The organism is Bradyrhizobium sp. HKCCYLRH2047, assembly GCF_051168175.1.
Lineage (GTDB): Bacteria > Pseudomonadota > Alphaproteobacteria > Rhizobiales > Xanthobacteraceae > Bradyrhizobium.
Genome location: NZ_JBNPUM010000011.1, coordinates 21475 through 43912, shown reverse-complemented (window position 1 = coordinate 43912; position 22438 = coordinate 21475). Strand labels below are relative to the sequence as shown.

Annotated in this window: 19 protein-coding genes; 3 read left to right on the top strand and 16 right to left on the bottom strand. The window is 66.6% G+C overall.

The features are described 5' to 3' along the window. Positions 1-7: 7 nt before the first annotated feature. The 5 genes from ftsH to ACQR1D_RS24540 all read right to left on the bottom strand — a co-directional run bounded on the left by ftsH (position 8) and on the right by ACQR1D_RS24540 (position 7258). Positions 8-1864 carry an ATP-dependent zinc metalloprotease FtsH gene (gene ftsH, locus ACQR1D_RS24560; protein WP_316177624.1) on the bottom strand — a complete coding sequence of 619 codons (1857 nt, stop codon included), beginning with the start codon at positions 1862-1864 and terminating at the stop codon, positions 8-10. A 130-nt stretch (positions 1865-1994) separates the two neighbouring features. Continuing rightward, positions 1995-3662: a mucoidy inhibitor MuiA family protein gene (locus tag ACQR1D_RS24555; RefSeq protein WP_315803495.1), complete on the bottom strand. Its 1668-nt coding sequence runs from the start codon at positions 3660-3662 to the stop codon at positions 1995-1997. A gap of 192 nt (positions 3663-3854) precedes the next feature. Continuing rightward, a complete protein-coding gene (gene serA, locus ACQR1D_RS24550; RefSeq protein WP_316237580.1) occupies positions 3855-5444 on the bottom strand; it encodes a phosphoglycerate dehydrogenase in 1590 nt (529 codons plus the stop codon). A gap of 206 nt (positions 5445-5650) precedes the next feature. Beyond that, positions 5651-6823, bottom strand: a complete 1173-nt coding sequence (locus ACQR1D_RS24545) for a phosphoserine transaminase (protein WP_315803324.1) — start codon at positions 6821-6823, stop codon at positions 5651-5653. 144 nt (positions 6824-6967) lie between these two features. Beyond that, positions 6968-7258 (bottom strand): hypothetical protein, encoded by a 291-nt coding sequence (locus ACQR1D_RS24540; RefSeq protein WP_315803323.1) that lies wholly within the window; start codon positions 7256-7258, stop codon positions 6968-6970. A gap of 106 nt (positions 7259-7364) precedes the next feature. Between ACQR1D_RS24540 and ACQR1D_RS24535 the strand changes: the two genes are divergently transcribed. Both ACQR1D_RS24535 and ACQR1D_RS24530 read left to right on the top strand, forming a co-directional pair. Further along, positions 7365-8351 carry an aldo/keto reductase gene (locus tag ACQR1D_RS24535; RefSeq protein ID WP_434840263.1) on the top strand — a complete coding sequence of 329 codons (987 nt, stop codon included), beginning with the start codon at positions 7365-7367 and terminating at the stop codon, positions 8349-8351. Next, entirely contained in the window at positions 8348-9199 is an 852-nt protein-coding gene (locus ACQR1D_RS24530) for an amidohydrolase family protein (protein ID WP_434840262.1), read from the top strand. Before ACQR1D_RS24535 ends, ACQR1D_RS24530 begins: the two co-directional genes overlap by 4 nt. Here ACQR1D_RS24530 and ACQR1D_RS24525 read toward each other — a convergent pair whose 3' ends face one another. The 4 genes from ACQR1D_RS24525 to glmM all read right to left on the bottom strand — a co-directional run bounded on the left by ACQR1D_RS24525 (position 9200) and on the right by glmM (position 13294). Further along, positions 9200-9655, bottom strand: coding sequence for a GNAT family N-acetyltransferase (locus tag ACQR1D_RS24525; protein WP_316177616.1), 456 nt, complete (start codon positions 9653-9655; stop codon positions 9200-9202). Between the two features lie 28 nt (positions 9656-9683). Continuing rightward, positions 9684-10511: an outer membrane protein gene (locus tag ACQR1D_RS24520; RefSeq protein ID WP_315803319.1), complete on the bottom strand. Its 828-nt coding sequence runs from the start codon at positions 10509-10511 to the stop codon at positions 9684-9686. Positions 10512-10701: 190 nt separating this feature from the next. Further along, entirely contained in the window at positions 10702-11544 is an 843-nt protein-coding gene (locus ACQR1D_RS24515; protein WP_316217483.1) for an outer membrane protein, read from the bottom strand. 397 nt (positions 11545-11941) lie between these two features. Beyond that, positions 11942-13294, bottom strand: coding sequence for a phosphoglucosamine mutase (glmM, locus tag ACQR1D_RS24510; protein ID WP_315803317.1), 1353 nt, complete (start codon positions 13292-13294; stop codon positions 11942-11944). Positions 13295-13698: 404 nt separating this feature from the next. On the opposite strand from glmM, the gene ACQR1D_RS24505 reads away from it, so the two are divergent. Further along, positions 13699-14835 (top strand): alpha-hydroxy acid oxidase, encoded by a 1137-nt coding sequence (locus ACQR1D_RS24505; protein ID WP_315803316.1) that lies wholly within the window; start codon positions 13699-13701, stop codon positions 14833-14835. Between the two features lie 57 nt (positions 14836-14892). On the opposite strand, the gene ACQR1D_RS24500 is transcribed toward ACQR1D_RS24505, so the two are convergent. The 7 genes from ACQR1D_RS24500 to ACQR1D_RS24470 form a co-directional block, all read right to left on the bottom strand. After that, the gene (locus ACQR1D_RS24500) at positions 14893-15471 is read right to left on the bottom strand and encodes a hypothetical protein (RefSeq protein WP_315803494.1); all 579 of its coding nucleotides are present in this window, start codon (positions 15469-15471) and stop codon (positions 14893-14895) included. A gap of 144 nt (positions 15472-15615) precedes the next feature. Next, positions 15616-16458 (bottom strand): shikimate dehydrogenase, encoded by an 843-nt coding sequence (locus ACQR1D_RS24495; protein ID WP_316177613.1) that lies wholly within the window; start codon positions 16456-16458, stop codon positions 15616-15618. Positions 16459-16574: 116 nt separating this feature from the next. Then, positions 16575-18338 carry a SulP family inorganic anion transporter gene (locus ACQR1D_RS24490; protein WP_434894111.1) on the bottom strand — a complete coding sequence of 588 codons (1764 nt, stop codon included), beginning with the start codon at positions 18336-18338 and terminating at the stop codon, positions 16575-16577. Positions 18339-18431: 93 nt separating this feature from the next. After that, positions 18432-18734 carry a helix-turn-helix domain-containing protein gene (locus ACQR1D_RS24485; RefSeq protein WP_315757334.1) on the bottom strand — a complete coding sequence of 101 codons (303 nt, stop codon included), beginning with the start codon at positions 18732-18734 and terminating at the stop codon, positions 18432-18434. A 206-nt stretch (positions 18735-18940) separates the two neighbouring features. Then, complete coding sequence (locus tag ACQR1D_RS24480; RefSeq protein WP_434894112.1) at positions 18941-20989, bottom strand: elongation factor G; 2049 nt, start codon at positions 20987-20989, stop codon at positions 18941-18943. A gap of 176 nt (positions 20990-21165) precedes the next feature. Next, complete coding sequence (locus tag ACQR1D_RS24475; RefSeq protein ID WP_315803312.1) at positions 21166-21639, bottom strand: DUF992 domain-containing protein; 474 nt, start codon at positions 21637-21639, stop codon at positions 21166-21168. A gap of 178 nt (positions 21640-21817) precedes the next feature. Continuing rightward, a complete protein-coding gene (locus tag ACQR1D_RS24470) occupies positions 21818-22342 on the bottom strand; it encodes a DUF992 domain-containing protein (RefSeq protein ID WP_434894113.1) in 525 nt (174 codons plus the stop codon). Positions 22343-22438: the final 96 nt, after the last annotated feature.

Genomic DNA, 22438 nt, shown 5'->3' with positions numbered 1-22438 from the left:
ACCCGGATCAGCTCGGGACAACGGCATCCGGGGCCGGGACCGCGGCGGAGGCGGGCCGCAATGGCGCGAACTCCTCGGCGGTCAGCGTCTCCTTGGCGATCAGGAGGGCGACGCCGCGCTCGAGGTCCGGGCGATGGCTTTCGAGAATCGCCCTGGCACGGGCATCGCCGTCTGCGATCAGATCCCGCACCGCGAGGTCGATCTCGCGCCCGGTCTCCTCGGCCGCCGACACGATCTGATCCTGCGGCTGCAGGAACGAGATCTGTGGACGCGGCGCGTAAGTGCGCTGCCCGACAGTCGCATCCATCCCGTATTTGGTGACCATCTCGATGGCGATCTCGGTCGCGCGCTGCAGATCGTCGGCGGCGCCGGTCGACACGTCGCCGTCGAAGATCAACTGCTCCGAGGCGCGGCCGCCCATCAGGACGGCGATGCGGTTCTTCAGCTCGCTGACCGCGAGCAGAAAGCGATCCTCGGTCGGGCGCTGCATCGTGTAGCCGAGCGCGCCGACGCCGCGCGGAATGATCGAGACCTTCTGCACCGGATCGACGCCGACGAGATTGGCCGCGACCAGCGCGTGGCCCATCTCGTGATAGGCGACACGGCGGCGCTCGGCGGGACTGAGCACGCGGCTCTTCTTCTCGATGCCGGCGACGATGCGCTCGATCGCCATCGTGAAATCGTCGAACGTCACCTCGTGACCCTTGCGGCGGGTCGCCGCGATCGCCGCCTCGTTGATCAGATTGGCGAGGTCGGCGCCGGTGAAGCCGGCCGTCAGTGCCGCGACCTTGTCGAGATCGACGCTGTCGGCGACCGTGATCTTGCGGACATGCACCTTGAGAATTGCGAGCCGCCCGCCCCTGTCAGGACGGTCGACCAGCACCTGGCGATCGAAGCGGCCGGCGCGCATGAGCGCGGGATCGAGGATCTCCGGCCGGTTGGTGGCGGCGAGCAGGATGACGCCGGAGCTTGGGTCGAAGCCGTCGAGCTCCGCCAGCAATTGATTGAGCGTCTGCTCCTTCTCATCGTAGCCGCCGAGTTGGCCACCCGCGGTTCGGCTGCGGCCGAGCGCGTCGAGCTCATCGATGAAGATGATGCAAGGCGCGGCCTTGCGGGCCTGCTCGAACAGATCGCGCACGCGGGCAGCGCCGACGCCGACGAACATCTCCACGAACTCGGATCCGGAGATCGAGAAGAACGCCACCCCCGCTTCGCCCGCCACGGCGCGCGCGAGCAGGGTCTTGCCGGTGCCGGGCGGGCCGACCAGCAGGATGCCCTTGGGGACGTGTGCGCCGAGCCGGCCATAGCTCTTCGGATCCTTCAGGAACTGCACGACCTCCTGCAGCTCGAACTTGGCCTCGTCGACCCCTGCGACATCGGCAAAGGTGACCTTGGTGTCGGTCTCGACATAGACCTTGGCGCGCGACTTGCCGATCGACATCAGACCGCCGAAGCCTTGGCGGTCCATCACCTTGCGGCCGAGGAACACCCAGATGAGATAGAACATCAGCGCCGGCACGACCCAGGACAGCAGCGTCTGGATCAGCCCGCCCGAGGGCACGCCGGTCACCTTCACGCCCTTCGCGGCGAGCTTCTCGGCCAGCGGCGGATCGACGCGCGCGGTGATGAACGACGTCTTGCCGTCGGACTGCTTGTCCTTGAACTTGCCCTGGATGGTGTCCTGGCTGACCGACACCTCGGAGATCTTGCCCTGCTCGATCAATTGCTCGAACTGGCTGTATGGAATGGTCTCGACCGTGTTGTAGGTCGTCAGCAGCCACTGCAGCAGCAGCATGCCGACGCCGGCGAGGAAGATGTAGCCGACGGCGACGGCCTGCTTGCGGGTGTTCGGGTCGGATTCCATGTCGGCGCTCTCGGTCGAGATCGATCACGGCCGGACAGGACGTGATCAACGGGGTTCCACTCGCGCATAACAGGACCGGGACCGGGCGGCTTGTCATGGATCAAGCGGCACCAGTCCCCCCGCCCGGCACTCAGCCCGACGGCTGCATCACGATCGACTTGTCCTTCGGCCAGCGCACGCGCCAGGCGAAGGCGATATCCTTGGTCTCGCCGGGTTTGGCGTCGATCACCCATTCGACGACGCCACGCCGGTCGCGGACGTTGGTCGAGACCGGCGGCGTGGTCGCAGGAAGCATCTCGACCGTGATCTCTTCGTTCTCGCTGACCGGCAGCTGATCCTGGATCGCGACCTTGACCGGGAAATCATGCGCGTTGCGGACCGTCGTCTTGAAGGCGCGCTCGTCGATCTTCGCCGTCGTCACGATCAGGCCGGCCGAGCCTTCGTTGCGCTTGACGACACTACGCTCGACCTTGACCTTGTCGTCGGCCCCGAAGCCGAGACGAACGGGCTCATCCTTGCCCGCGGCGGCCAATTTGCTGGTGCCGACGAACATGCCGTCGCGATAGATCGAGACCTTGCCCGGCAGCAGCGGCGCGTCCTCCGCCTGTGGGAAGCTCGCTTCGAGATAGGCGGTGGGATCGATGACGGGCGCGGAACGGATCGTCAGTTCGGGCGTGATCGTCGCGGTGGAGATGCGCAGGCTCTTCGCGCCATCATTGGCACCGACGCTGACGCGTCCGGGAAGACGGAAGACGGTCTGGAAGGCGCTGATCTCCGCGACCGTCTGCTGCTCGACGGCCTTGTCCGCGACATCTCCGAACGTCGTCCCTCCGTTAAAGCGAAACTCCTGCCGGCTCTCCATGAGTCCTCGTGCCGCGCTCACGGCGGCCGGCTTCGGCGCTGGCGGCGGCGGCGGCGGATATTGCGCGATGATCGTCCTGAGCTCGGGCGCGCTGCCGCCGCGTCCGGTCCGCACCGTCGAAACCGTGAGCGCGACCTCGGGCCAGTCCTCGCCGGTGGCCTGCTGGATCTCGGCGCGTCGCACCAGCTCGAGAGCCGGTTTGTGGTCCTTCGCCGACGTGTCAAGACGCGCGTCATAGAGCGGCACCCAGCGGGCATTGCGCACCGCGTAGGTCACGCGCAAGGTCGCCTTGGTCGCTGCCGCCGCCGACAATTCGATCCGCACCTCCAGCTTGCTCGGGGGCTTCGTCGTGAGATTGTCTTGCAGGCGCGCGATCTCGCGATCGATGTCGCGCTGCTTGCGCTCCGCATCACGGATCGCCGCGTCGGCCTGTCCGACCTCGTCGGCAACGGCGGCGAACGCGGCACGCCATTCCGTGATCGGACGCGCCTCGCCCTTCTCGCCGAGCCCGGCCGGCGATGCCTCGGCAAAACGCTCGGCAAATTTCTTGCGCGCAACAGCCGCTGCAATCGCGCCGTCGAGATTGGCACGCTCGTCCTGCAGCGCTTCGATGCGCTTGTCGATGTCGGGCAGGTTGACGGGCGGCGCCGCACGCGGCGGCTTGGCGTCGACGGTGCCGATCACGAGCTTGGTGCCGGCCTCGCCTTCCACGCGCAGCGAGGACGCATCGAGGCCGAGCGGGAAGTCCTTGGCGATCGCGGTGCTGTCACCTGCGGGAAGGTCGAGCGAGATGACCCGGGTCACCGTCGCGCCATCCGGATAGACCGTCACGGCATCGACGGTGGAGGTCGTATCGACGTTTGCCGCATGGCCGGGCACCGCCGTCAGCGCAGCACCCAGGACGAGACCCGTGGCAAGCAGGCCCTTGTTTCGCATGGTCATCACTTTCTCCGCAGCCCAACGCCCACGGGACCGGGTCAGCCGGTCCTTCATCGGGCGTTAGACGCAGGGAAAGAAAGCCGGGTTCAATCGACGGCTTGAAGGGCCGGTCGATCGATGGCCCTTCAGAGTCGCAACGGCGACAGGGCCAGAGGCCGCGCCGCCGTTGCAACTCATCTCATCGGACGATCAGAACGCCAGCGCCTTGGCCTGCTTGACCTGCGGCAGCGCCTGGATCTTGGCGAGCAGATCGGCCGGCACCGCACCGTCGACCTCGACCAGCGCGATCGCGTCGCTGCCCGGCGCGACGCGGCCGAGATGGAAGGTCGCGATGTTGATCTTGGCATCGCCCAGGAGGCTTGCGAACTTGCCGATGAAGCCCGGCTTGTCCTCGTTGGTGACGTAGATCATCGACTTGCCGAACTCGGCGTCGACACGGATGCCCTTGATGTCGACGAGGCGCGGCTTGCCGTCGGCGTAGACCGTGCCCGACACCGCGCGCTCCTGGTGCTCGGTGGTGACCGCGACCGTGATCAGGCTCTCATAGTCGCTCTCGCCGGCGCGCAGCACCTCGTCGACGATCATGCCGCGCTCCTTGGCGATCACCGGCGCCGACACGACGTTGACCTCGCCCAGCATCGGCCGCAGCAGTCCGGCCAGCACCGCCGAGGTCAGCGCCCGGGTCTTCATCTCGGCGACGTGGCCTTCATAGGTGATCTGGATCTTGGTGATGCTGCTTTCGGTGAGCTGGCCCGCGAACGAGCCGAGCTTCTCGGCGAGCGCGATGAACGGCTTCAGCTTGGGCGCTTCCTCGGCCGTGATCGACGGGAAGTTGATCGCGTTCGAGATCGCGCCGGTGAGCAGGTAGTCCGACATCTGCTCGGCGATCTGCAGCGCGACGTTCTCCTGCGCTTCCGTGGTCGAGGCGCCGAGATGCGGCGTGCAGATCACGTTGGCATGGCCGAACAGCGGATTGCTGGTGGCCGGCTCCTCGGCGAACACGTCGAGCGCGGCACCCGCGACATGCTTGCTGTTGAGCGCCGCGAGCAGCGCCTGCTCGTCGATCAGGCCGCCGCGGGCGCAATTGATGATGCGCACGCCCTGCTTCATCTTGGCGATCGCCGCGGCATCGATGATGTTGCGGGTCTTGTCGGTCAGCGGCGTGTGCAGCGTGATGAAATCGGCGCGCTTCAGCAGCTCCTCGAGCTCGACCTTCTCGACGCCGAGATCGAGCGCGCGCTCCTCGGTGAGGAACGGATCGAAGCCGATCACCTTCATGCGCAGGCCCTGCGCACGGTCGCAGACGATCGAGCCGATATTGCCGCAGCCGATCACGCCCAGCGTCTTGCCGGTGATCTCGACGCCCATGAAGCGGTTCTTCTCCCACTTGCCGGCCTGGGTCGAGGCGTCGGCCTGCGGGATCTCGCGCGCCAGCGACAGCATCATCGTGATCGCATGCTCGGCGGTCGTGATCGAATTGCCGAACGGCGTGTTCATCACGATGATGCCCTTGGCGGTCGCCGCGGGGATCTCGACATTGTCGACGCCGATGCCGGCGCGGCCGATCACCTTGAGCCGCTTGGCGCGCTCGATGATCTTGGCCGTGGCCTTGGTGGCGGAGCGGATCGCAAGGCCGTCATAGTCGCCGACGATGTCGGCGAGCTTGTCCTTGTCCTTGCCGAGATTGGGCTGGAAGTCGACCTCGATGCCGCGATCCTTGAAAATCTGCACGGCAGCCGGGGAGAGTGCGTCGGAAATGAGAACTTTGGGTTTGGACATGACGATGTTCCTTCACGCCCTCTTTGCGAGGGACGGCGCAGGGCGCCGAGATGAGTTGGAAACTTGTAGGGTGGGCAAAGCGACTTGCCCGCCGTAGCTCTTCGAGCGAAGGCGGGAGCGTGCCCACCGCTCTCTCGCGTGAGGTGAGATAGATGGTGGGCACGGCGCTACGCGCCTTTGCCCACCCTACGAAGACAGCACGTGCCTCAGGCGGCCTTCGGCAGCGCGGCCTTGGCCTCGGCGAACGCCCAGTCGATCCACTGCGTCAGCAGCGCGACGTCGCTCGCTTCCACGGTGGCGCCGCACCAGATGCGCAGGCCAGCCGGCGCATCGCGATAGTGTGCGAAGTCGAAGCCGGCGTTCTCCTTCTCGACCAGCGCCACCAGCTTCTTGGCGAACTCCGCCTGGGCATCGGCCGAAAGCGATGTGATCGCGGGATCGATGACCTTGAGGCACACCGAGGTGTTGGAGCGGATCGCGGGATCCTGCGCCAGGAAATCGATCCAGGGCGTGCGCGCCTTCCAGTCGGCCAGCACCTTGGTGTTGGCATCGGCGCGCGCAATCAGCGCCTTCAAACCGCCGATCGACTTGCCCCAAGTGAGCGCATCCAGATAGTCCTCGACGCACAGCATCGACGGCGTGTTGATGGTCTCGCCCTCGAAGATGCCGGCATTGAGCTTGCCGCCCTTGGTGAGGCGGAAGATCTTCGGCAGCGGCCAGGCCGGCTTGTAGGTCTCGAGACGCTCGACTGCGCGCGGCGACAGGATGAGCATGCCATGCGCGGCCTCGCCGCCGAGCGCCTTCTGCCAGGAGAAGGTAACGACGTCGAGCTTCGGCCAGTCAAGCGGCTGAGCGAATGCAGCGGAGGTCGCATCGCAGATGGTCAGGCCTTCACGCGTCGCGCTGATCCAGTCGGCGTTGGGAACGCGGACGCCCGAGGTGGTGCCGTTCCAGGTGAAGACGACGTCGCTGGCCGGATCGACCTTCGACAGATCCGGAATCTCGCCATAGCCGGCATGCAGCTTGGTGACATCCTTGAGCTTGAGCTCCTTGATGATGTCGCTGACCCAGCCTTCGCCGAACGATTCCCAGGCGATCGTGGTGACGGGCCGCGCACCGAGCAGCGACCACAGCGCCATCTCGACCGCACCCGTGTCGGACGCGGGCACGATGCCGATCTTGTAGTCGGCCGGCACTTCGAGAACGTCGCGCGTCAGCTCGATCGCCTGCTTGAGCTTGGCTTTGCCGACCTTCGCGCGATGCGAGCGGCCGAGGGGAGCGTCCTTGAGATTTTCGGAGGTCCATCCGGGACGCTTGGCGCAGGGGCCGGAGGAGAAATGCGGCACAACAGGCCGCTGCGAGGGCTTCGCTGCAGTCATCGTCTATCCTTCCAGATAGTAAGCCTCCCGTTGGGGGGAGGTGTCCCGCCCCGGTGATTACGGGAAGGGTCGTTCCGCGTCAAGGAACTTCGCGCGCTCGCGCCGGCGTTCACGCAGTCGTGCTGGCATGCAAGCGAATGCAATTCATTCCGGCGCGGCACCGACGGGCGACTGGCCAGCCGGAGGACGATGCAGGAAGGTCATCGAGGCGTAGGCGCCGATCCAGGAGCCGACCGCAGCGAACGCGACGTAGATCCAGTTCTCCGTGTAGCTGATCACGGCGAATGACGAGAGCATGTACCAGATCGAGCTCCAGGTCGCGGCCGATACGCGCCGCTTGGCGACGACCGCCGACGTGAACATCACGTAGACCGCGTCGGTCGCCGCCGTCGCCAGCACGACTCCGAAGGCCGTCAGTGGATTGATCGCCGACATCGTCCCTTCCTCTTCGTTGTGCTGCACCATGCGACGTCATTGTTTCGTCGAACGCATCCATGCACAATGACGCGATCTGCACGCGCCGAACAATAAGGATAGAAGAATGGAACGCGTCCGTCTCGGGAGGAGCTCGCTCGACATCACCCGTCTCGGCCTCGGCACGGCGCCGCTCGGCGGCCTGTTCGCGCCGGTCAGCGATGGCGATGCCGAAGCCACGATCGCCGCGGCGTGGTCGCGCGGCGTGCGCTTCTACGACACCGCGCCGCTGTACGGCTTCGGCCTCGCCGAGCAGCGGCTCGGCGCGTTCTTGCGCCGGCAGCCGCGCGACAGCTACGTGATTTCGACCAAGGTCGGCCGGCTGTTGCGGCCGGACGCGACGGCCTCGGGCGAAGACCCGCACTACAAGGGCACGCCGCCGCTGCGGCCACAATTCGACTACTCCCATGACGGCGTGATGCGTTCGGTCGAGGAGAGCATGGTCCGGCTCGGCCTGGATCGCATCGACATCCTGCTCGTGCACGATCCCGACGATCACTACGACGCGGCCGTGGCCGGCGCCTTTCGCGCGCTGCAGCGGCTGCGCGACGACGGCAGCATCAAGGCGATCGGCGCCGGCATGAACCAGTCCGAGATGCTGGCGCGCTTTGCCGAAGCCGTTCCGGTCGACTGCTTTCTCCTGGCGGGCCGTTACACGCTGCTCGACCAGGGTGCGCTGACGGCGCTGTTTCCGATCTGCGAGAGGCAGAACATCGCCATCATTCTCGGTGGCATCTACAACAGCGGCATCCTCGCCAACCCTCATGGGCCGGCGAAGTTCAACTACGAGGATGCCGATGCCGCCCTGGTGGCGCGGGCACGCCAGCTCGATGTGCTGTGCAGGCAGCACGGCATCGAGCTCAAGGCGGCCGCGATCCAGTTCTGCCTGGCCCATCCCGCGGTGACCGTCGGCCTGCAGGGCGCGCGCAATGCGCAGGAGGCGGCCGACAACATCGCGCTGGCGCACGCGCCGATCCCGCCCGCGTTCTGGCGCGACCTGCGCGCCAGCGACCTGGTCGACGCCCGCGCGCCGCTGCCGGGAGAGGCGCCATGAGCCGCCTCATCGATGCGCATCAGCACTTCTGGGATCCTGGTCGCGCCGACTATCCATGGATGGCCGGTGACGCGCTGGCGCCGATCCGCCGGCCGTTCGGTCCCGCCGATCTCGCCACGCTGCTGGCCGAGAACGGTCTCGACGCCAGCATCCTGGTGCAGACCCGGTCGTCGCTCGACGAGACCGAGGAATTCCTGCGCATTGCCCATGCGACGCCGTTCGTCGCCGGTGTCGTCGGCTGGGTCGAGCTGACCGATCCATCGGTGGGACCAACGATCGACCGGCTGCGCGGCCTGCCCGGCGGGGACAGGCTGGTCGGCATCCGCCACCAGGTCCATGACGAGGCCGACCCGGCATGGATCTTTCGCGGCGACGTCAGGCGCGGCCTCGACATCGTGTTCGCCCGCGATTTGACCTACGATCTGCTGATGCGCACGCGCGAGCTGCCGGCGGCGATTGCGACGGTGCGCGCTTTTCCGAGGGCGCGCTTCGTGCTGGACCACGCCGCCAAGCCGCCGATCGCCACCGGCTTCGATCAGGACTGGGCCGATCGCATCGCCGAGCTCGCGGCCTGCGGCAATGTCTGGTGCAAGGTGTCGGGGCTCGCCACGGAAGCCGTCTGGACCGACTGGGACGCGGAGCGGCTGCAGCCCTATGTGACACATGTGGCGCGCTGCTTCGGCGCCGACAGGCTGATGTTCGGCTCGGACTGGCCGGTCTGCCTGCTCGCCGGCAGCTACCGTGAAATCAAGCAGGCGCTCGAGCACTGCCTGACACAGCTCGGCTCGGACATCCGCGACAAGGCGTTCGGCCCGAACGCCGTCGCGGCCTACCGCCTGCCGCGCTGATCAGAACCGCATCACCATGCCGAAATGGCTCTTGGCGAAGCCGAGCCGCCCGTAGAAGCGTTGCGCGTCGGTGCGGCTTTGATGCGTCATCAGCTCGACCAGATTGCAGCGCTGCTTGCGCGCCTCGGCGATCGCCCATTGCAGCAGCTGCTCGCCGATGCCGCGGCTGCGGCGGTCGGTGGCGACCCGAACATCCTCGACCAGCGCGCGCGACGCACCTTGCGAGCTGAGCCCGGGCAGGATGCAGAGTTGCAGGCAGCCGACCACCCGGCCCGCCTCCTCGGCAACGATCAGGGTGATGTTCCCATCCCGCGCGATCGTCTCGAACGCGTCGTAGTAGGACTGCGGCAACGGCTGCTCGAGGCGCTCGCGCGCCCGGCCGAGATGATCGTCGGCGAGCATGGCGACAATGGCAGCGACGTCGTCGCGCTGCGCAGGACGGATGCTGATGGACATCGGCATACAGGACAGGCTTGCAATCAGCTCAGAACTTGTAGCCGAGGCCCGCGCGCACCGTATTGATGCTGGTGTCGACCGTCGAGGTGAAGCGGACGTATTCGTATTCGGCCCGCGCAAACAGGCCGCCGACCAGATTGACGTCGACGCCGAGACCGGCGCTGTAGCCGTAGATCAGGTGATTGTGCTGAAGGTTGTTGGCGCTGAGCGGCGCAAGCGGCGTGTAGGTGCCGAGAAAGGTCGTGCTGACCCGGTCCTGAACCGTCACGGACTGGCCGATATCTGCGTTGCCGAGTGCAAGGCCGAAAAATGCGTAGGGCAGGAAGCAGCCCATCGCATAGCCGGCACGACCGCGGATCGTCGCCATGTCGGTGATCGAGATCTGCGAGGACTGCGTCGACGTCACGGCGTGGAAGTTGCCGTCGGTCAGTGCGGCCGTGCTGACGAGCGTGCGGCTCGAAGAGGCCATGCCGCCGTATTTGCCGTGCAGATAGCTCGCCTCGACGCCGAGCACGACGTCGTCCCACTGACTGTTGTAGCCGACGAAGGCGCCGAAGCCCGATGCGCGCGAGGATTGCTTGCCGAGATTCGGGTTCCAGGACGAGACCTGCATCTGGCTCTCGATCAGCGTGTTGGCCAGCACCGCCGCCGTCATGTTCTTGGTCGAGCCGTTGAAATTCTCATCGGACGAGCCGTAGCCGCCCTGGACGCCCACATAGTAGCCGTCCCAGTTGACCCGCGAATTGTTCAGGCCCTCGGTCAGGCCGCCGCGCAGGATCGGAAGGTCGGACAAGTCCGCGGCCTGGGCCGCGGAGATCATGCCGCACACCGAAACCGCCACCACCAGGCTACGCATCGCAACGCTCCAATCAGCACTTGACTCTCTGTTCCGATCATCGCGCGTTAACCTTAATCATTCGTTGTCGCAGCGCTCTGCACGGAAATTCTTTCAGCGAAAACGCGCGCGCTTCGCCCGATCAGAAACGCGAAACGGCGCGGGACGCCCGCGCCGTTCGTTCGATTTGCAGTGAGGGCGAGCGCTCGATTCAGCCCTTGCGGATCAGCGCCGGCATCGGAGGCGGCGGCGGCTGGTCGAAATTCCAGCGCACGCCGAGCTTCAGGTCGTGCGAGGTGATGTCCTTGAACTTGAAGACGTTGCCGGTGGTGTTCCCGACATAGTCGGACAGGACGCCGGTCTGGCCTTGACCGAGATCGACGTAGCTGTAGGCCAGCTCCAGCACCAGGTTCGGATTGACGTTGTAGGCCAGACCAGCATGGGCCGCCCAGGCGAAATTCCATTTCGAGGAGGTCGGCGCCGTCGCGAAACTCGTGGTCGTGAACGGCAGGTTGTTGATGCCGGTGTCGGTGAAGTTCGAGACCGTCACCCGCGCGCCGCCGACGCCCGCGCCGATGAACGGCGTCACGCACCACCAGGTGCCGAGATCGACATAGGCGTTGGCGAGCACCAGCCATTCCGACTTGCTGCCGCTGTAATTGTCGATGCCGCTATAGGGCACGCCGCCCGCCGTCGCGTTGAAGCGGTCGGTAGCCTTGAAGTTCGAATTGCCGCGATACTGACCGGTGACGTCGGCGCGGAACCAGCTGTTGAAGCGATAGCCGACGCCGACGCCGTAGATGCCCGCTGTATCGAACGCCGAGGTCTGGTTGAAGGACGTCATCGGCGTGTAGGCGGATTCGCGCGAATAATGGACGTCCTTGACCTTCTGATTGCTGAAACCGATGTCGCCGCGCAGATACCAGCCACCGAAATCGGCCGCCGGCGGCGGCGCGTAGACCGGAGGCGGCATGATGGGCATGTCGGCCGCAAAGGCCAGAGTGGAAAACAGAGAGGCCGCTCCGGCGGCGATCAAAGACATAACGCTACGCATTGGCTTCGTCCCTTTGGCCGGTGAGGCAATCGAGAACCAGGCCCCACATCACAACTGACGGCCGTACAATCGCACCAAATGCTTAAGCGGCGCTTAACCCTAATAATTAAGGTTGATTTTCCATGAGCGAGTGGGAACCGTTAACGGCCGGACAACTCATCCTAACAGATCGTTAGCGGCTGCGCCAGGCGATGCAGGCAATGCGAACTAATTAGTCGACCGACCCGGCTCATGGCGAAGCCATGCCTTCCAAATACCGATCCGCCGTACGAAATGGTTGAACGACGCGATCAGAAGCATCCTGGCGACGTACTCGGACGCGAGAAGATCGTGAGCCAGCAAAAAGGCCTGCCATCTGACGATGACAGGCCACAATCGAAAATATGATCGCCGGTGATCAGGCGGCAGCAGCCGCCGCATTGCCCACCGCGGCCACGATCTCGTCGACGACCTCCTCGACCAGGTCGCGGTCGTCGCCCTCGCCCATCACGCGGATCACCGGCTCGGTGCCGGAGGAGCGCACGAGCAGTCGGCCATGGCCGTTGAGGCGCTTCTGTCCGGTATCGATCGCCGACTTCACCTCGTCCGCGTCGAGCGGCTTGCCGCTGCGATAGCGCACATTCTTGAGGATCTGCGGCAGCGGATCGAAGCGGTGGCAGACCTCGGACACCGGACGGCGCAGCCTCTGCACTGTCGCCAGCACCTGCAGCGCGGCGACGAAGCCGTCCCCCGTGGTCGCGTAGTCCGAGAGAATGATATGGCCCGACTGCTCGCCGCCGAGATTGTAGCCGTCGGCCAGCATGCGCTCGAGAACGTAGCGGTCGCCGACCGGCGTGCGCACCAGTTCGAGCCCCTGCCCCTGCAGGAAGCGCTCGAGACCGAGATTGGACATCACGGTCGCGACGATACCAGCGCGCGCCAGGCGGCCGTCCTCCTTCCAGCTCTGCGCGATGACCGCGAGCAGCTGGTCGCCATCGACGATGTGGCCGCGCTCATCGACCAGGATCACGCGATCCGCGTCGCCGTCGAGCGCGATGCCGATGTCGGCGCGCATCTCACGCACCTTGCGGCACAGCGCCTCCGGCGAGGTCGAACCGCATTCCTTGTTGATGTTGAAGCCGTCCGGATCGACCCCGATCGAGATCACGTCGGCGCCGAGCTCCCACAGCGCCTCGGGCACGACCTTGTAGGCCGCGCCGTTGGCGCAATCGACCACGACGCGCAGGCCGTCGAGCGAGAGGTCGCGCGGCAGGGTGCGCTTGGCGAATTCGATGTAGCGATCGTGCACGCCGTCGATGCGGCGGGCGCGGCCGAGGCTCGCGCTCTGCGCCAGCTTCTTGTCGAGCGATTCATCGAGCAGTTGCTCGATCTGCCTCTCGACATCGTCGGACAGCTTGAAACCCTGCGGCCCGAACAGCTTGATGCCGTTGTCCTCGAACAGATTGTGCGAAGCCGAGATCATGACGCCGAGATCGGCGCGCATCGACTTGGTGAGCATCGCGACCGCCGGCGTCGGCATCGGGCCGACCAGCAGCACGTCCATGCCGACCGAGGTGAAGCCGGCCACCATGGCGTATTCGATCATGTACCCGGAGAGGCGCGTATCCTTGCCGATCACCACGCGGTGGCGGTGCTCGCCGCGCTGGAACAGAAGACCTGCGGCCTGCCCCACCTTGAGCGCGAGTTCCGGCGTGATCAGGCCGTTGGCGCGGCCACGAATCCCATCGGTCCCGAAATAGTTACGGCTCATATGACCCCCAGCAACGGCTTCTGGATTTCGTTACCGGCGGGTGCGAATCACGGGAGCCGCCCTGCCGGTCAGCCCGCGGGTTATAGTCGCCTTAAGGCTAAGATGGCTTCAAAAAATATGATGAATCATTACCACGAAACCGCCATAGCCTCTGTAAGCCGTTGTTAAGGCTAATTTTTCATTCGACCTGACGGCTCCGGAGGGCTCGCCCGCCGGAGCCCGCCGCAGCCGGAATGTGCTCGCTCCGGCAGCCCCGACGTCGTGTTGCGTGACGCGCGCAGTTTGCCCTGCCTTGCCCAGACGCCGTTGCGGTTCCCAAGTTGGATTTGGCAGGCGCCGCAAAGATGCTAGATGACTGCCCCAGCCTTAAGAAACGAGACGCCGGTGGGGAGCCGAAGACCGCGATGAAACACGTCACCTGCATTGAAGACCTGCGCCTGCTGCACAAGCGCCGCGTGCCCAAAGCCTTCTTCGACTACGCCGATCGCGGCTCCTATGCCGAGGAGACGCTGCGCGCCAACCGCGACGATCTGCAGAAGATCAAATTCCGCCAGCGCATCCTGGTCGACGTGTCCAAGCGCGATCTGTCGACGACGATCCTCGGCGAGCCCGCGTCGATGCCGCTGATCCTGGCGCCGGTCGGCCTCCTGGGCATGCAGCACGGCGACGGCGAGATTCACGCCTGCCGCGCAGCGCAGGCCGCCGGCATCCCGTTCACGCAGAGCACGATGTCGATCTGCTCGATCGAGGACATCGCTGCTAGCGTCGAGAAGCCGTTCTGGTTCCAGCTCTACGTCATGAAGGACCGCGGCTTCATCAAGGCCCTGGTCGAGCGCGCGATCGCCGCGAAGTGCAGCGCACTATGCCTGACCGTCGACCTGCAGGTGATCGGCCAACGTCACCAGGACATCAAGAACGGCATGAGCGTGCCGCCGGAATGGACGCTGTCGAAGCTGTTCGATTTCGCGATCAGGCCGGCCTGGGTGCAGGGCGTGCTGCAGGGCAAGCGCCGGACGTTCGGCAACATCGCCGGCCACGTGAAGAACACCGAGGATCTCACCAAGCTCTCGGCCTGGACCGCGGCGCAGTTCGACACCTCGCTGAACTGGAAGGACGTCGACTGGATCCGCTCGATCTGGCCGGGCAAGCTGATCATCAAGGGCATCCACGACATCGAGGACGCCAAGCTCGCGGCCGCCACCGGCGCGCAGGCGCTGGTCGTCTCCAACCACGGCGGCCGCCAGCTCGACGGCGCGCCGTCCTCGATCCACGTGCTGCCCGGCATTGCGGAAGCAGTCGGCGACAAGATCGAGATCATGTTCGATGGCGGCATCCGCTCCGGCCAGGACGTGATGCGCGCGCTCGCGCTCGGTGCCAAGTCCTGCATGCTCGGCCGTGCCTATGCCTACGGCCTCGGTGCCGGCGGCCAGGCCGGCGTCGCCAAGGCCATCGACATCATCCGCAACGAGCTCTTGACGACGATGGGCCTGTGCGGCGTTAACACGGTGGCCGAGATCGACCGCAAGGTGCTGGCGGATTAGGCGGAGTTGGGTCGAGGGTCTAAGGGGAGAGGGAGCGCACCGTGCTCGCGGCGCCGCTCACATCGGCGGCGTCAGCCCATCGCGGCCGACGCTGACGCGGCTGGTCTCGAGCGAACCGTCAGGCAACGGCTTGACGATCGCGATCACCTTGGCGCCGGCTTTCAGCTCGGACTTGTCGCCGGGCACGAAGGTCACGATCGGCGTGTCCGGCGCGATGTCGACGCGCTTCTCGCCGCCCTTGTACTTGACCAGCAACGTATGGCCGTCGGTCGAGACCGAGCTTTCGGATACGGTGGCGTTGGTCATGCTCGAGTTCGGCTTCAGGTCCCACGACCGCGAGCCTTCGCCCGTGCCGCGCATGTCCTCGGGAAAAATGTGGATCTCGACCGCCTTCGGCGCGCCGTCCGGACCGGGCACCGTGGTGGCGCCGATGAACGAGCCCAGCTTGATGTCGGAAAGCTGCGCCTTGACGACACCCGAGACGCGCAGATCACCGGCCATGCGGAGCTTGAAGATCTCGCCGCTGCGGGCTTTCACCGTCATGGTATCGGCGTCGACGCTTTCGATGGCGCCGCGCACGCGCGTCGGCACTGGCGCCTGCTGCGCGATGGCGGTCAGCGACGCCGCCGCAACCATTGCGAGCGCGGCGACCGGACGGATCAGAACGAGACGGGCAGACATGCTGAAAACTCCGAGGGCTCGAGAGACGCGTTCCGCGCTCGTATCGGAGACGCGGGCATCTGACGAGTGAAACGCCGGAGAGGGCCGCTCATTCCACACTCAAGCCCTTGTGAGATCAGCCTCGACCAACGCGCGCAGTTCGGGCGTGACCTGGGGGCGGCGGTGGAACCACAATTCGAAGCCGCGCACCGCCTGGTGCAGCAGCATGCCGAGCCCATCGGCGGTGCGCAGGCCCCGCGATCGCGCGGCGCCGAGCAATCGCGTCTCCAGTGGCACGTAGACGAGGTCGGCGACCACGGCGTGCGGCGACAGCAGATCGACGTCGAGCTCGAGCGGCGGCTGGCCGTGCATGCCGAGCGAGGTGGTGTTCACGAACAGGCCCGCGCGCGGCAGCAGCGCGCCGACGCGATCCCAGCCTTCGGCAACGACCCGGTCGCCGAACTGATCGGCCAGCGCCTGCGCGCGCGCAGCGGTGCGGTTGACCACATGGACGCGGCCGATGCCGCGCTCGAGCAGACCGAACACGACGGCCCGCGCCGAGCCGCCGGAGCCGAGCACCAGCGCCTCGTCGGTGCGGTCCCAGCCCGGGGCGGCGGCATCCAGGTTGCCGATGAAGCCTTCGACGTCGGTGTTGGTGGCCCGCAGGATGCGGTCCTCGTACCACAACGTATTCGCGGCGCCGACGGCACGGGCGCGCGCGTCCGGCTCGGTCAGCTCCAGCACGCGCTCCTTGTGCGGAATGGTGACATTGGCGCCGACGAAGCCGCGGCGGTCGAGATGCGTGACGAAATCCGCAAGCTCTTCCGGCGGCACCGCCTCGATGGTGTAGCCGCCGGCAATGCCGAGCTCGTGCAGCCAATGATGATGGATCAGGGGCGAGCGCGAATGCGCGGCAGGCCAGCCGATCAGGCACGCGGCGCGGGGTTTGGCGGCGACGGTCATGGCCGTGACATCGGACAAGCTCCGGCCGGAGTCAATGCTGCGGGCAGTCGAACCGGCCGCGACGACGAAGCCGGCCGTCGGTGCGCCTCGGTGGAGACCGGCGCGCGAGGCCGGACTCAGCTCGCCGCCAGCCCGTCGGAGATGTCCTCCTGCGGCGTCTCCTTGCCCTTGATGTCGGCGACCGCGCGCTCGATGGTCTCGCGGAAGCGCACCAGCGGCGGCCGCACGCCGTGGGTCAGCAGCGCCCGGCGCACGGTCGGTGATGCGCCGGTGATGAACAGGCGGATGCCCTGGCGCCTGGCCTTGGCGGCGACGCGGCTCATGGCGTTGGCGGCTGTCGAATCCAGGAACGGCACCGCTGCGAAGTCGACCACGAAGGCCTTGCGGCGGTCGGCGATCGAGTCGAGCACGGTGCCGACGGTCGAGGCGGCGCCGAAGAAGAACGCGCCGGTGATGCGATAGACCAGCACGTCCTTGTCGGCGCTGAGCTTCGGATTGTACGGCACCCGCGCCTCATCCTCGAAGTCGGCGCGGTCCTTTGCGGCCAGAGGCGACCCGCTCTCGACGCCGGTCATCTGCGCCATGCGGTTGATGAACAGCACGGCGCCGAGCGCGAAGCCGACCAGGATGCCCTCGGTGAGATCGCGGAAGATCGTCAGCCCGAAGGTTGCGAGCAGCACCGTGGCATCGCCCCAGGACGATCGGATCAGGGTGGCGAACTCGTGCTTCTCGGCCATGTTCCAGGCGACAACGACGAGCACCGCGGCCAGCGCCGACAGCGGGATGTAGCTCGCCAGCGGCGCCGCGATCAGCATGAACACCAAAAGAAACAGCGAATGCAGCATGCCCGACACCGGCCCGCGCGCGCCGGCGCGGACGTTGGTCGCGGTGCGCGCGATGGTTCCGGTGACGCAGATGCCGCCGAACAAGGCCGAGCCGATATTGGCAAAGCCCTGCGCCACCAGCTCGCAGTTGGAGCGATGGCGGCGGCCGGTCATGCCGTCGGCGACCACGGCCGAGAGCAGCGACTCGATCGCCCCGAGCAGCGTGAAGGCAATCGCATCGGGAAACACCGCCTGGATCTTGGCAAGCGAAAACGCCGGCAGCGCCGGTGCCGGCAGCTCGCGCGGGATGCCGCCGAAGCGGGTGCCGATGGTCTCGACGGGAAGCTGCAGCGCGTAGGTGATGATGGCGGCGACCACGACCGCGATCAGGATGCCGGGCCAGGTCGGCCGCAGATGCTTGAGGCCGACGATGATCGCGATCGACAGCGCGGCCGTCGCGACCGCAGGCATGGTCGCGGTCGGCGCGCCATGCGCGAGCGCCGCGAGCTTCGGGATCAGCTCGCCCGGCTCCTTGCCCGCAAGCGTGATACCGAACAGATCCTTCAGCTGGCTGGCAAAGATGATGACGGCGATGCCCGCGGTGAAGCCGACCGTGACCGGATAGGGAATGAACTTGATGTAGGTGCCGAGCCGCAGATATCCGGCGATCACCAGCATCACGCCGGACATCATCGCCGCGATCAGCAGGCCATCGACACCCTGGCGATCGACCGTCGCAGCGACCAGCACGATGAAGGCCCCCGCGGGACCGCCGATCTGAAAGCGGCTGCCGCCGAGCAGCGAAACCAGGAAGCCGCCGACCACCGCGGTGTAGAGGCCGCGCCCCGGCGAGACACCGGAGGCGATCGCGATCGCCATCGACAGCGGCAGCGCCACGATCGCCACCGTCAGGCCCGCCAGCGCGTCGGCGCGAAAGTCGCTGAGGCCGTAGCCCTCGCGCAAGACCGTCAGGAGCTTGGGGGAATAAAGCTCGGCGAAGGTCGGCTCATGATGTCCGACCCGCCCATGCGAACGGTGTTCGTTTGCGATGCTCATGCCGACCACGCTCCCGTCGCCTCATCGGACCGCGGCGCAGCCGACGATGCGTCCCACACGAAGCGCTCAGGAGCCCCGTGGCGCGCGATGAGCCTAGCTCGCGTCATCGCGCACAATGTCAGTTTGACGGCCCATGCGGCGGGGCGGCCCCGGGTCCTTCAGGCGAACACCACGCCCGCCATTCTCACTGCGGGAATGCTCACCGATCAGATCCACGCCCGCACGATTGAGCGCATCGACGACCTTGGTCAGCGAGTCCACCACGCCGCGGACGTTGCCCGTGGAGGCTTCCATCCGCTGGATCGTCGGCAGCGACACGCCGGCCAGCTCGGCCAAGGTTCTCTGATCTATCCCGAGCAGCGCTCGCGCTGCCCGCATCTGGAACGACGTGATCACGATGGCCTCACGTGGCAGACACCATAAATGATGTCTGAGACAAAGACAATGATGTAAAATACATCACAAACTGATCTCAGAATCAAGCTGGAACCCGGCCCTCGCCGTCCGTTCCCCGCGCGGGCGAGCGACGGCCATGACGCGATCCGGCCCGCCATCCCGAGAGAGGATGACGGGCCGGTGCTGTTCGGCGCGACGCGTTCGGCTCAGGCGGCGTCGCGGTGGGAAGCGATGATGTGGTCGGCGGCGCGGCCGGTCACCTCGGCCATGTGGTCGAACTGGCGGGTGAAGCTGCCGGCACCGGCGGTCGCCGAGCGCAGTTCGACGATCAGCTCGCCGATCTCCGCCTCCGGCATCATCGCGCGGACGCAGTCCCAGCCCGGCCAGCCGTCACGGGTGTCGAAGGACAGGATCTGGCCGCGCCGCGCCGACAGGATCGCGTTGATCTTGGCGGTCGCTTCCGTCGGGCAGACGATCTCGACGGTGTGGATCGGCTCCAGCAGCACCGGCGCGCATTGCGGCAGGCCTTCGCCGACGCCGGCCCGCGCCGCGGTGCGGAACGCGAGGTCGGACGAATCAACGCTGTGATAGGAGCCGTCGGTGAGCGTCACCTCGACGTCGATCACCGGAAAGCCCAGGGGGCCGCGGGCCATTGCGTCGACGACGCCCTCCTCCACCGCCGGGATGTAGTTGCGCGGCACCGCGCCGCCGACCACCTTCTCGGCGAAGCGGAAGCCTTCGCCGCGCGGCAGCGGCTTGATGTCGAGCACGACGTCGCCGAACTGGCCGTGCCCGCCGGACTGCTTCTTGTGGCGGCCGCGCTGCGTGATCGGCTTGCGGATGGTCTCCTGATAGCCGATCGCAGGCTGGTGCGATTTGACGTTGACGCCGAAACGGTCGCGCAGCCGCTCCAGCGCGACGCGCAGATGCATCTCGCCCTGCCCCCACAGCACGGTGTCGTGGGTGCGCGGGTTCTGCACCATGGTCAGCGACGGATCCTCCTCGTGCAGCCGCTGCAAGGCCTGGCCGAGCTTGACGTCGTCCTTGCGGTCCACGGCGGCGATCGAGAGCGCCAGCACCGGCGGGCACGCCTCCACCTTTGCCAGCGGCGGTGGCGCCGTCTTGCCGGTCGCAACCGTATCGCCGGTCTTGACCGCATCGAGCTTGCCGAGCGCCACCGTGTCCCCGGCCTCGGCCCCCGCGCGCTTGCTGTCATAGGCGCCGGTCGCAGCCAGGATGCCGGATACGCGCGCCGCCTCGCCCGAGGCGGCATGCAGCGTCGCGCCGTCGTCGAGATGGCCGGACAGCACCCGCGTCAATGACAGCTTGCCGCCATGCTGCAAATGCAGCGTCTTGAAGACATAGCCGAGCGGCTCCTTGGTGTCCTTCACACCGAGCCGCCGCGCGGTCTCGGCGATTCCGGGCGCCTCGTGGCGCAGCGCCTTCATCAGCCGCAGCACGCCGTTCTCGCGCAGCGCCGAGCCCAGCAGCACCGGGCAGATCAGTCCCTCGCGCAATTCGCGCGCGAGATCATCGAACACGGCGTCGCGCGGCGGCGGGATGTCCTCCAGCAGCTGCTCCATCAGCGAATCGTCGTGATCGGCGAGCTTCTCCAGCATCGAGAAGCGCGCCTCCTTCTCACGGTCGAGATCGCCGCCTTCGAGCGCGATCACCTCGCTGGCCTTGTGCTCGCGATAGATGAAGGCGCGCTCCAATGCGAGGTCGACGAAGCCCTCGATCAGCTCGCCGTTCCAGATCGGGATCTGGCGCAGCACCAGCGGCACGCGCGAGGCCGGCTGCAAGGTCGCGAGCGTCTCCCTGATGCGTGCATTGGCGCGGTCGATCTTGTTGAGGAACAGGAAACGCGGGATGCGCAGCTGCTCGAGCTCGCGCAGGATGATCTGCAATTGCGGCAGCTTCTTCTCATCGGCCTCGCAGACCACGATCGCCGCATCGACCGCCGGCAGCGCGGCGCGCATGTCGTGGATGAACTCGATCGAGCCGGGACAGTCGAGGAAGGTGTAGCTGTCGCCCATGAAGGTCGTGGTCGCCGCCGTCATGGCGACGCTCATCTTGTGCTGGCGCGCCTCCGGGCTGGCATCGCCGACGGATGTGCCGGCATCGACGCTGCCCGCGCGCGCGATCGCGCCGGTCCGCGCCAAGATCGCCTCCAAGAGAGTGGTTTTACCGCTTTGGAAAGGGCCCACCAGCGCGATGCACCGTGGACCTCGGGGACTTCTCAGGTCTTGTCCCATTCGCCGCCTCCTCGTTGTGGAGCTCGGCCCTTGATTGGGTCGGCAAAGCCGAATGCTCTGCCTCGGCTGCCGCTTTGGCAAGCAGGCGGCCTGCGAAAAACGTTGCTGCAGTGCGGGGGATCCCACCGTCTTCCCGCACGATGGCGGGAAGAGCGCTGTTCACGGCAAAGGGAAGATCACCGACCCGGGCGCAATTCGAGGCTTTGCAGCCCCGCCGCGACGCTGATGCCGACCTGGCCCTGGACGCTGAGCGGCTGCAGCGCGATCGAGTTGGCGGAGCCGCCGACCAGCACGTTGCCGCCGACACCGACGCCGACCGCGGCCGAACCCTGCGCACCGGCATAATCGCCGGAGAGATCGCCCGGCCCGAGCCGCGCGACCGGCGCATAGACCACCCAGGCCAGCAGCGATTCCTGGGTGATGCCGAGATCGAGGCCGACCTTGCGGATGGTCGCGACGTAACGATCCTCCGGCAGCCCGTCGGCGCGCAGCACGCAGCCGAGATGGGTGACCGAGCCGACGATGAAGCCGACGCTGGCGCCGCCGCGGCATTCGAGGACGCCGACCCGCACGCGATCTTGCGCCTGGGCAGCGCCGCCGATGCAGAGGACGGCCGCAGCGGTGAGCCCGGCGAGGATGGTCGAGCGCATGAATAAAACTCCGGCTGAAATGAACATGTGATGCGGCGCTCGGTGATCGGGACTGATGATCACGAGCCATCACATCTATGCCACAAGGCTTACAGCCGCACCAGAAGCGGCGCGCCGTTCATCTGGCTGAACGAAGCACGCTCTCGCACAGCGCGGCTGCGAGGCATTGTCGCCGTGCTCAGCGGTAGTAGCGCGAGAAGTAGGACGAGGGCTGGCTCGGGCTCGGATGGATCGGCAGCAGCGGCACCAGCTCGACCTCGGTGATTCCCGCGGCGAGGTTCATGCCGGTCTGCCCCTGCAGGCTGATCGGCTGCAGCTGGGTGGCGCGATCGGTCTCGCGCACCAGGAAGCTGCCGCCGAAGCCGACCAGCGCGGCGGCGTTGGCCGACAATCCGCCATAGCGCCCGCGCAGCTCGCTGCGGCCGAAATCGTTGACCGGCGCGTACACCGCCCACGCCATCCGGGTCTGATCCGTCAGTCCGAGATCGAGACCGTAGCGGCGGACCTTGGCGACATAACGCTCCGGCGCGCGGCCCTGGCTGCGGAAGACGCAGCGCAGACGGGCCTGTGACATCACGAGCTTGCCGGCCGTCCGGCGGCCCTCGCACTCCAGAACCCCCGCACGCATCGGGCGGCCCTGATGGGCCTGCGCGAGCGGCACGAGCATCACCATCGCCACGATCGACAGCACAAGCAGCCGCATCGAACTCCAACCTTACGCCACGCAACTTGATCCCGGACAAAAGAAAGGCGCCATGTTCAAAACATGGCGCCTTTCTGTGCGGAAATTGACCTTTAG

Bases quoted from the DNA above. Each gene is read 5' to 3' on its own strand.
- ACQR1D_RS24525 (WP_316177616.1), bottom strand. From the start codon at position 9,655: ATGTCCATCAGCATCCGTCCTGCGCAGCGCGACGACGTCGCTGCCATT.
- ACQR1D_RS24545 (WP_315803324.1), bottom strand. From the start codon at position 6,823: ATGACTGCAGCGAAGCCCTCGCAGCGGCCTGTTGTGCCGCATTTCTCC.
- ACQR1D_RS24475 (WP_315803312.1), bottom strand. From the start codon at position 21,639: ATGCGCTCGACCATCCTCGCCGGGCTCACCGCTGCGGCCGTCCTCTGC.
- ACQR1D_RS24540 (WP_315803323.1), bottom strand. From the start codon at position 7,258: ATGTCGGCGATCAATCCACTGACGGCCTTCGGAGTCGTGCTGGCGACG.
- ACQR1D_RS24470 (WP_434894113.1), bottom strand. From the start codon at position 22,342: ATGCGGCTGCTTGTGCTGTCGATCGTGGCGATGGTGATGCTCGTGCCG.
- ACQR1D_RS24515 (WP_316217483.1), bottom strand. From the start codon at position 11,544: ATGCGTAGCGTTATGTCTTTGATCGCCGCCGGAGCGGCCTCTCTGTTT.
- ACQR1D_RS24520 (WP_315803319.1), bottom strand. From the start codon at position 10,511: ATGCGTAGCCTGGTGGTGGCGGTTTCGGTGTGCGGCATGATCTCCGCG.
- ACQR1D_RS24555 (WP_315803495.1), bottom strand. From the start codon at position 3,662: ATGCGAAACAAGGGCCTGCTTGCCACGGGTCTCGTCCTGGGTGCTGCG.
- ACQR1D_RS24530 (WP_434840262.1), top strand. From the start codon at position 8,348: ATGAGCCGCCTCATCGATGCGCATCAGCACTTCTGGGATCCTGGTCGC.
- serA (WP_316237580.1), bottom strand. From the start codon at position 5,444: ATGTCCAAACCCAAAGTTCTCATTTCCGACGCACTCTCCCCGGCTGCC.
- ACQR1D_RS24490 (WP_434894111.1), bottom strand. From the start codon at position 18,338: ATGAGCATCGCAAACGAACACCGTTCGCATGGGCGGGTCGGACATCAT.
- glmM (WP_315803317.1), bottom strand. From the start codon at position 13,294: ATGAGCCGTAACTATTTCGGGACCGATGGGATTCGTGGCCGCGCCAAC.
- ACQR1D_RS24480 (WP_434894112.1), bottom strand. From the start codon at position 20,989: ATGGGACAAGACCTGAGAAGTCCCCGAGGTCCACGGTGCATCGCGCTG.
- ACQR1D_RS24495 (WP_316177613.1), bottom strand. From the start codon at position 16,458: ATGACCGTCGCCGCCAAACCCCGCGCCGCGTGCCTGATCGGCTGGCCT.
- ftsH (WP_316177624.1), bottom strand. From the start codon at position 1,864: ATGGAATCCGACCCGAACACCCGCAAGCAGGCCGTCGCCGTCGGCTAC.
- ACQR1D_RS24535 (WP_434840263.1), top strand. From the start codon at position 7,365: ATGGAACGCGTCCGTCTCGGGAGGAGCTCGCTCGACATCACCCGTCTC.
- ACQR1D_RS24505 (WP_315803316.1), top strand. From the start codon at position 13,699: ATGAAACACGTCACCTGCATTGAAGACCTGCGCCTGCTGCACAAGCGC.
- ACQR1D_RS24500 (WP_315803494.1), bottom strand. From the start codon at position 15,471: ATGGTTGCGGCGGCGTCGCTGACCGCCATCGCGCAGCAGGCGCCAGTG.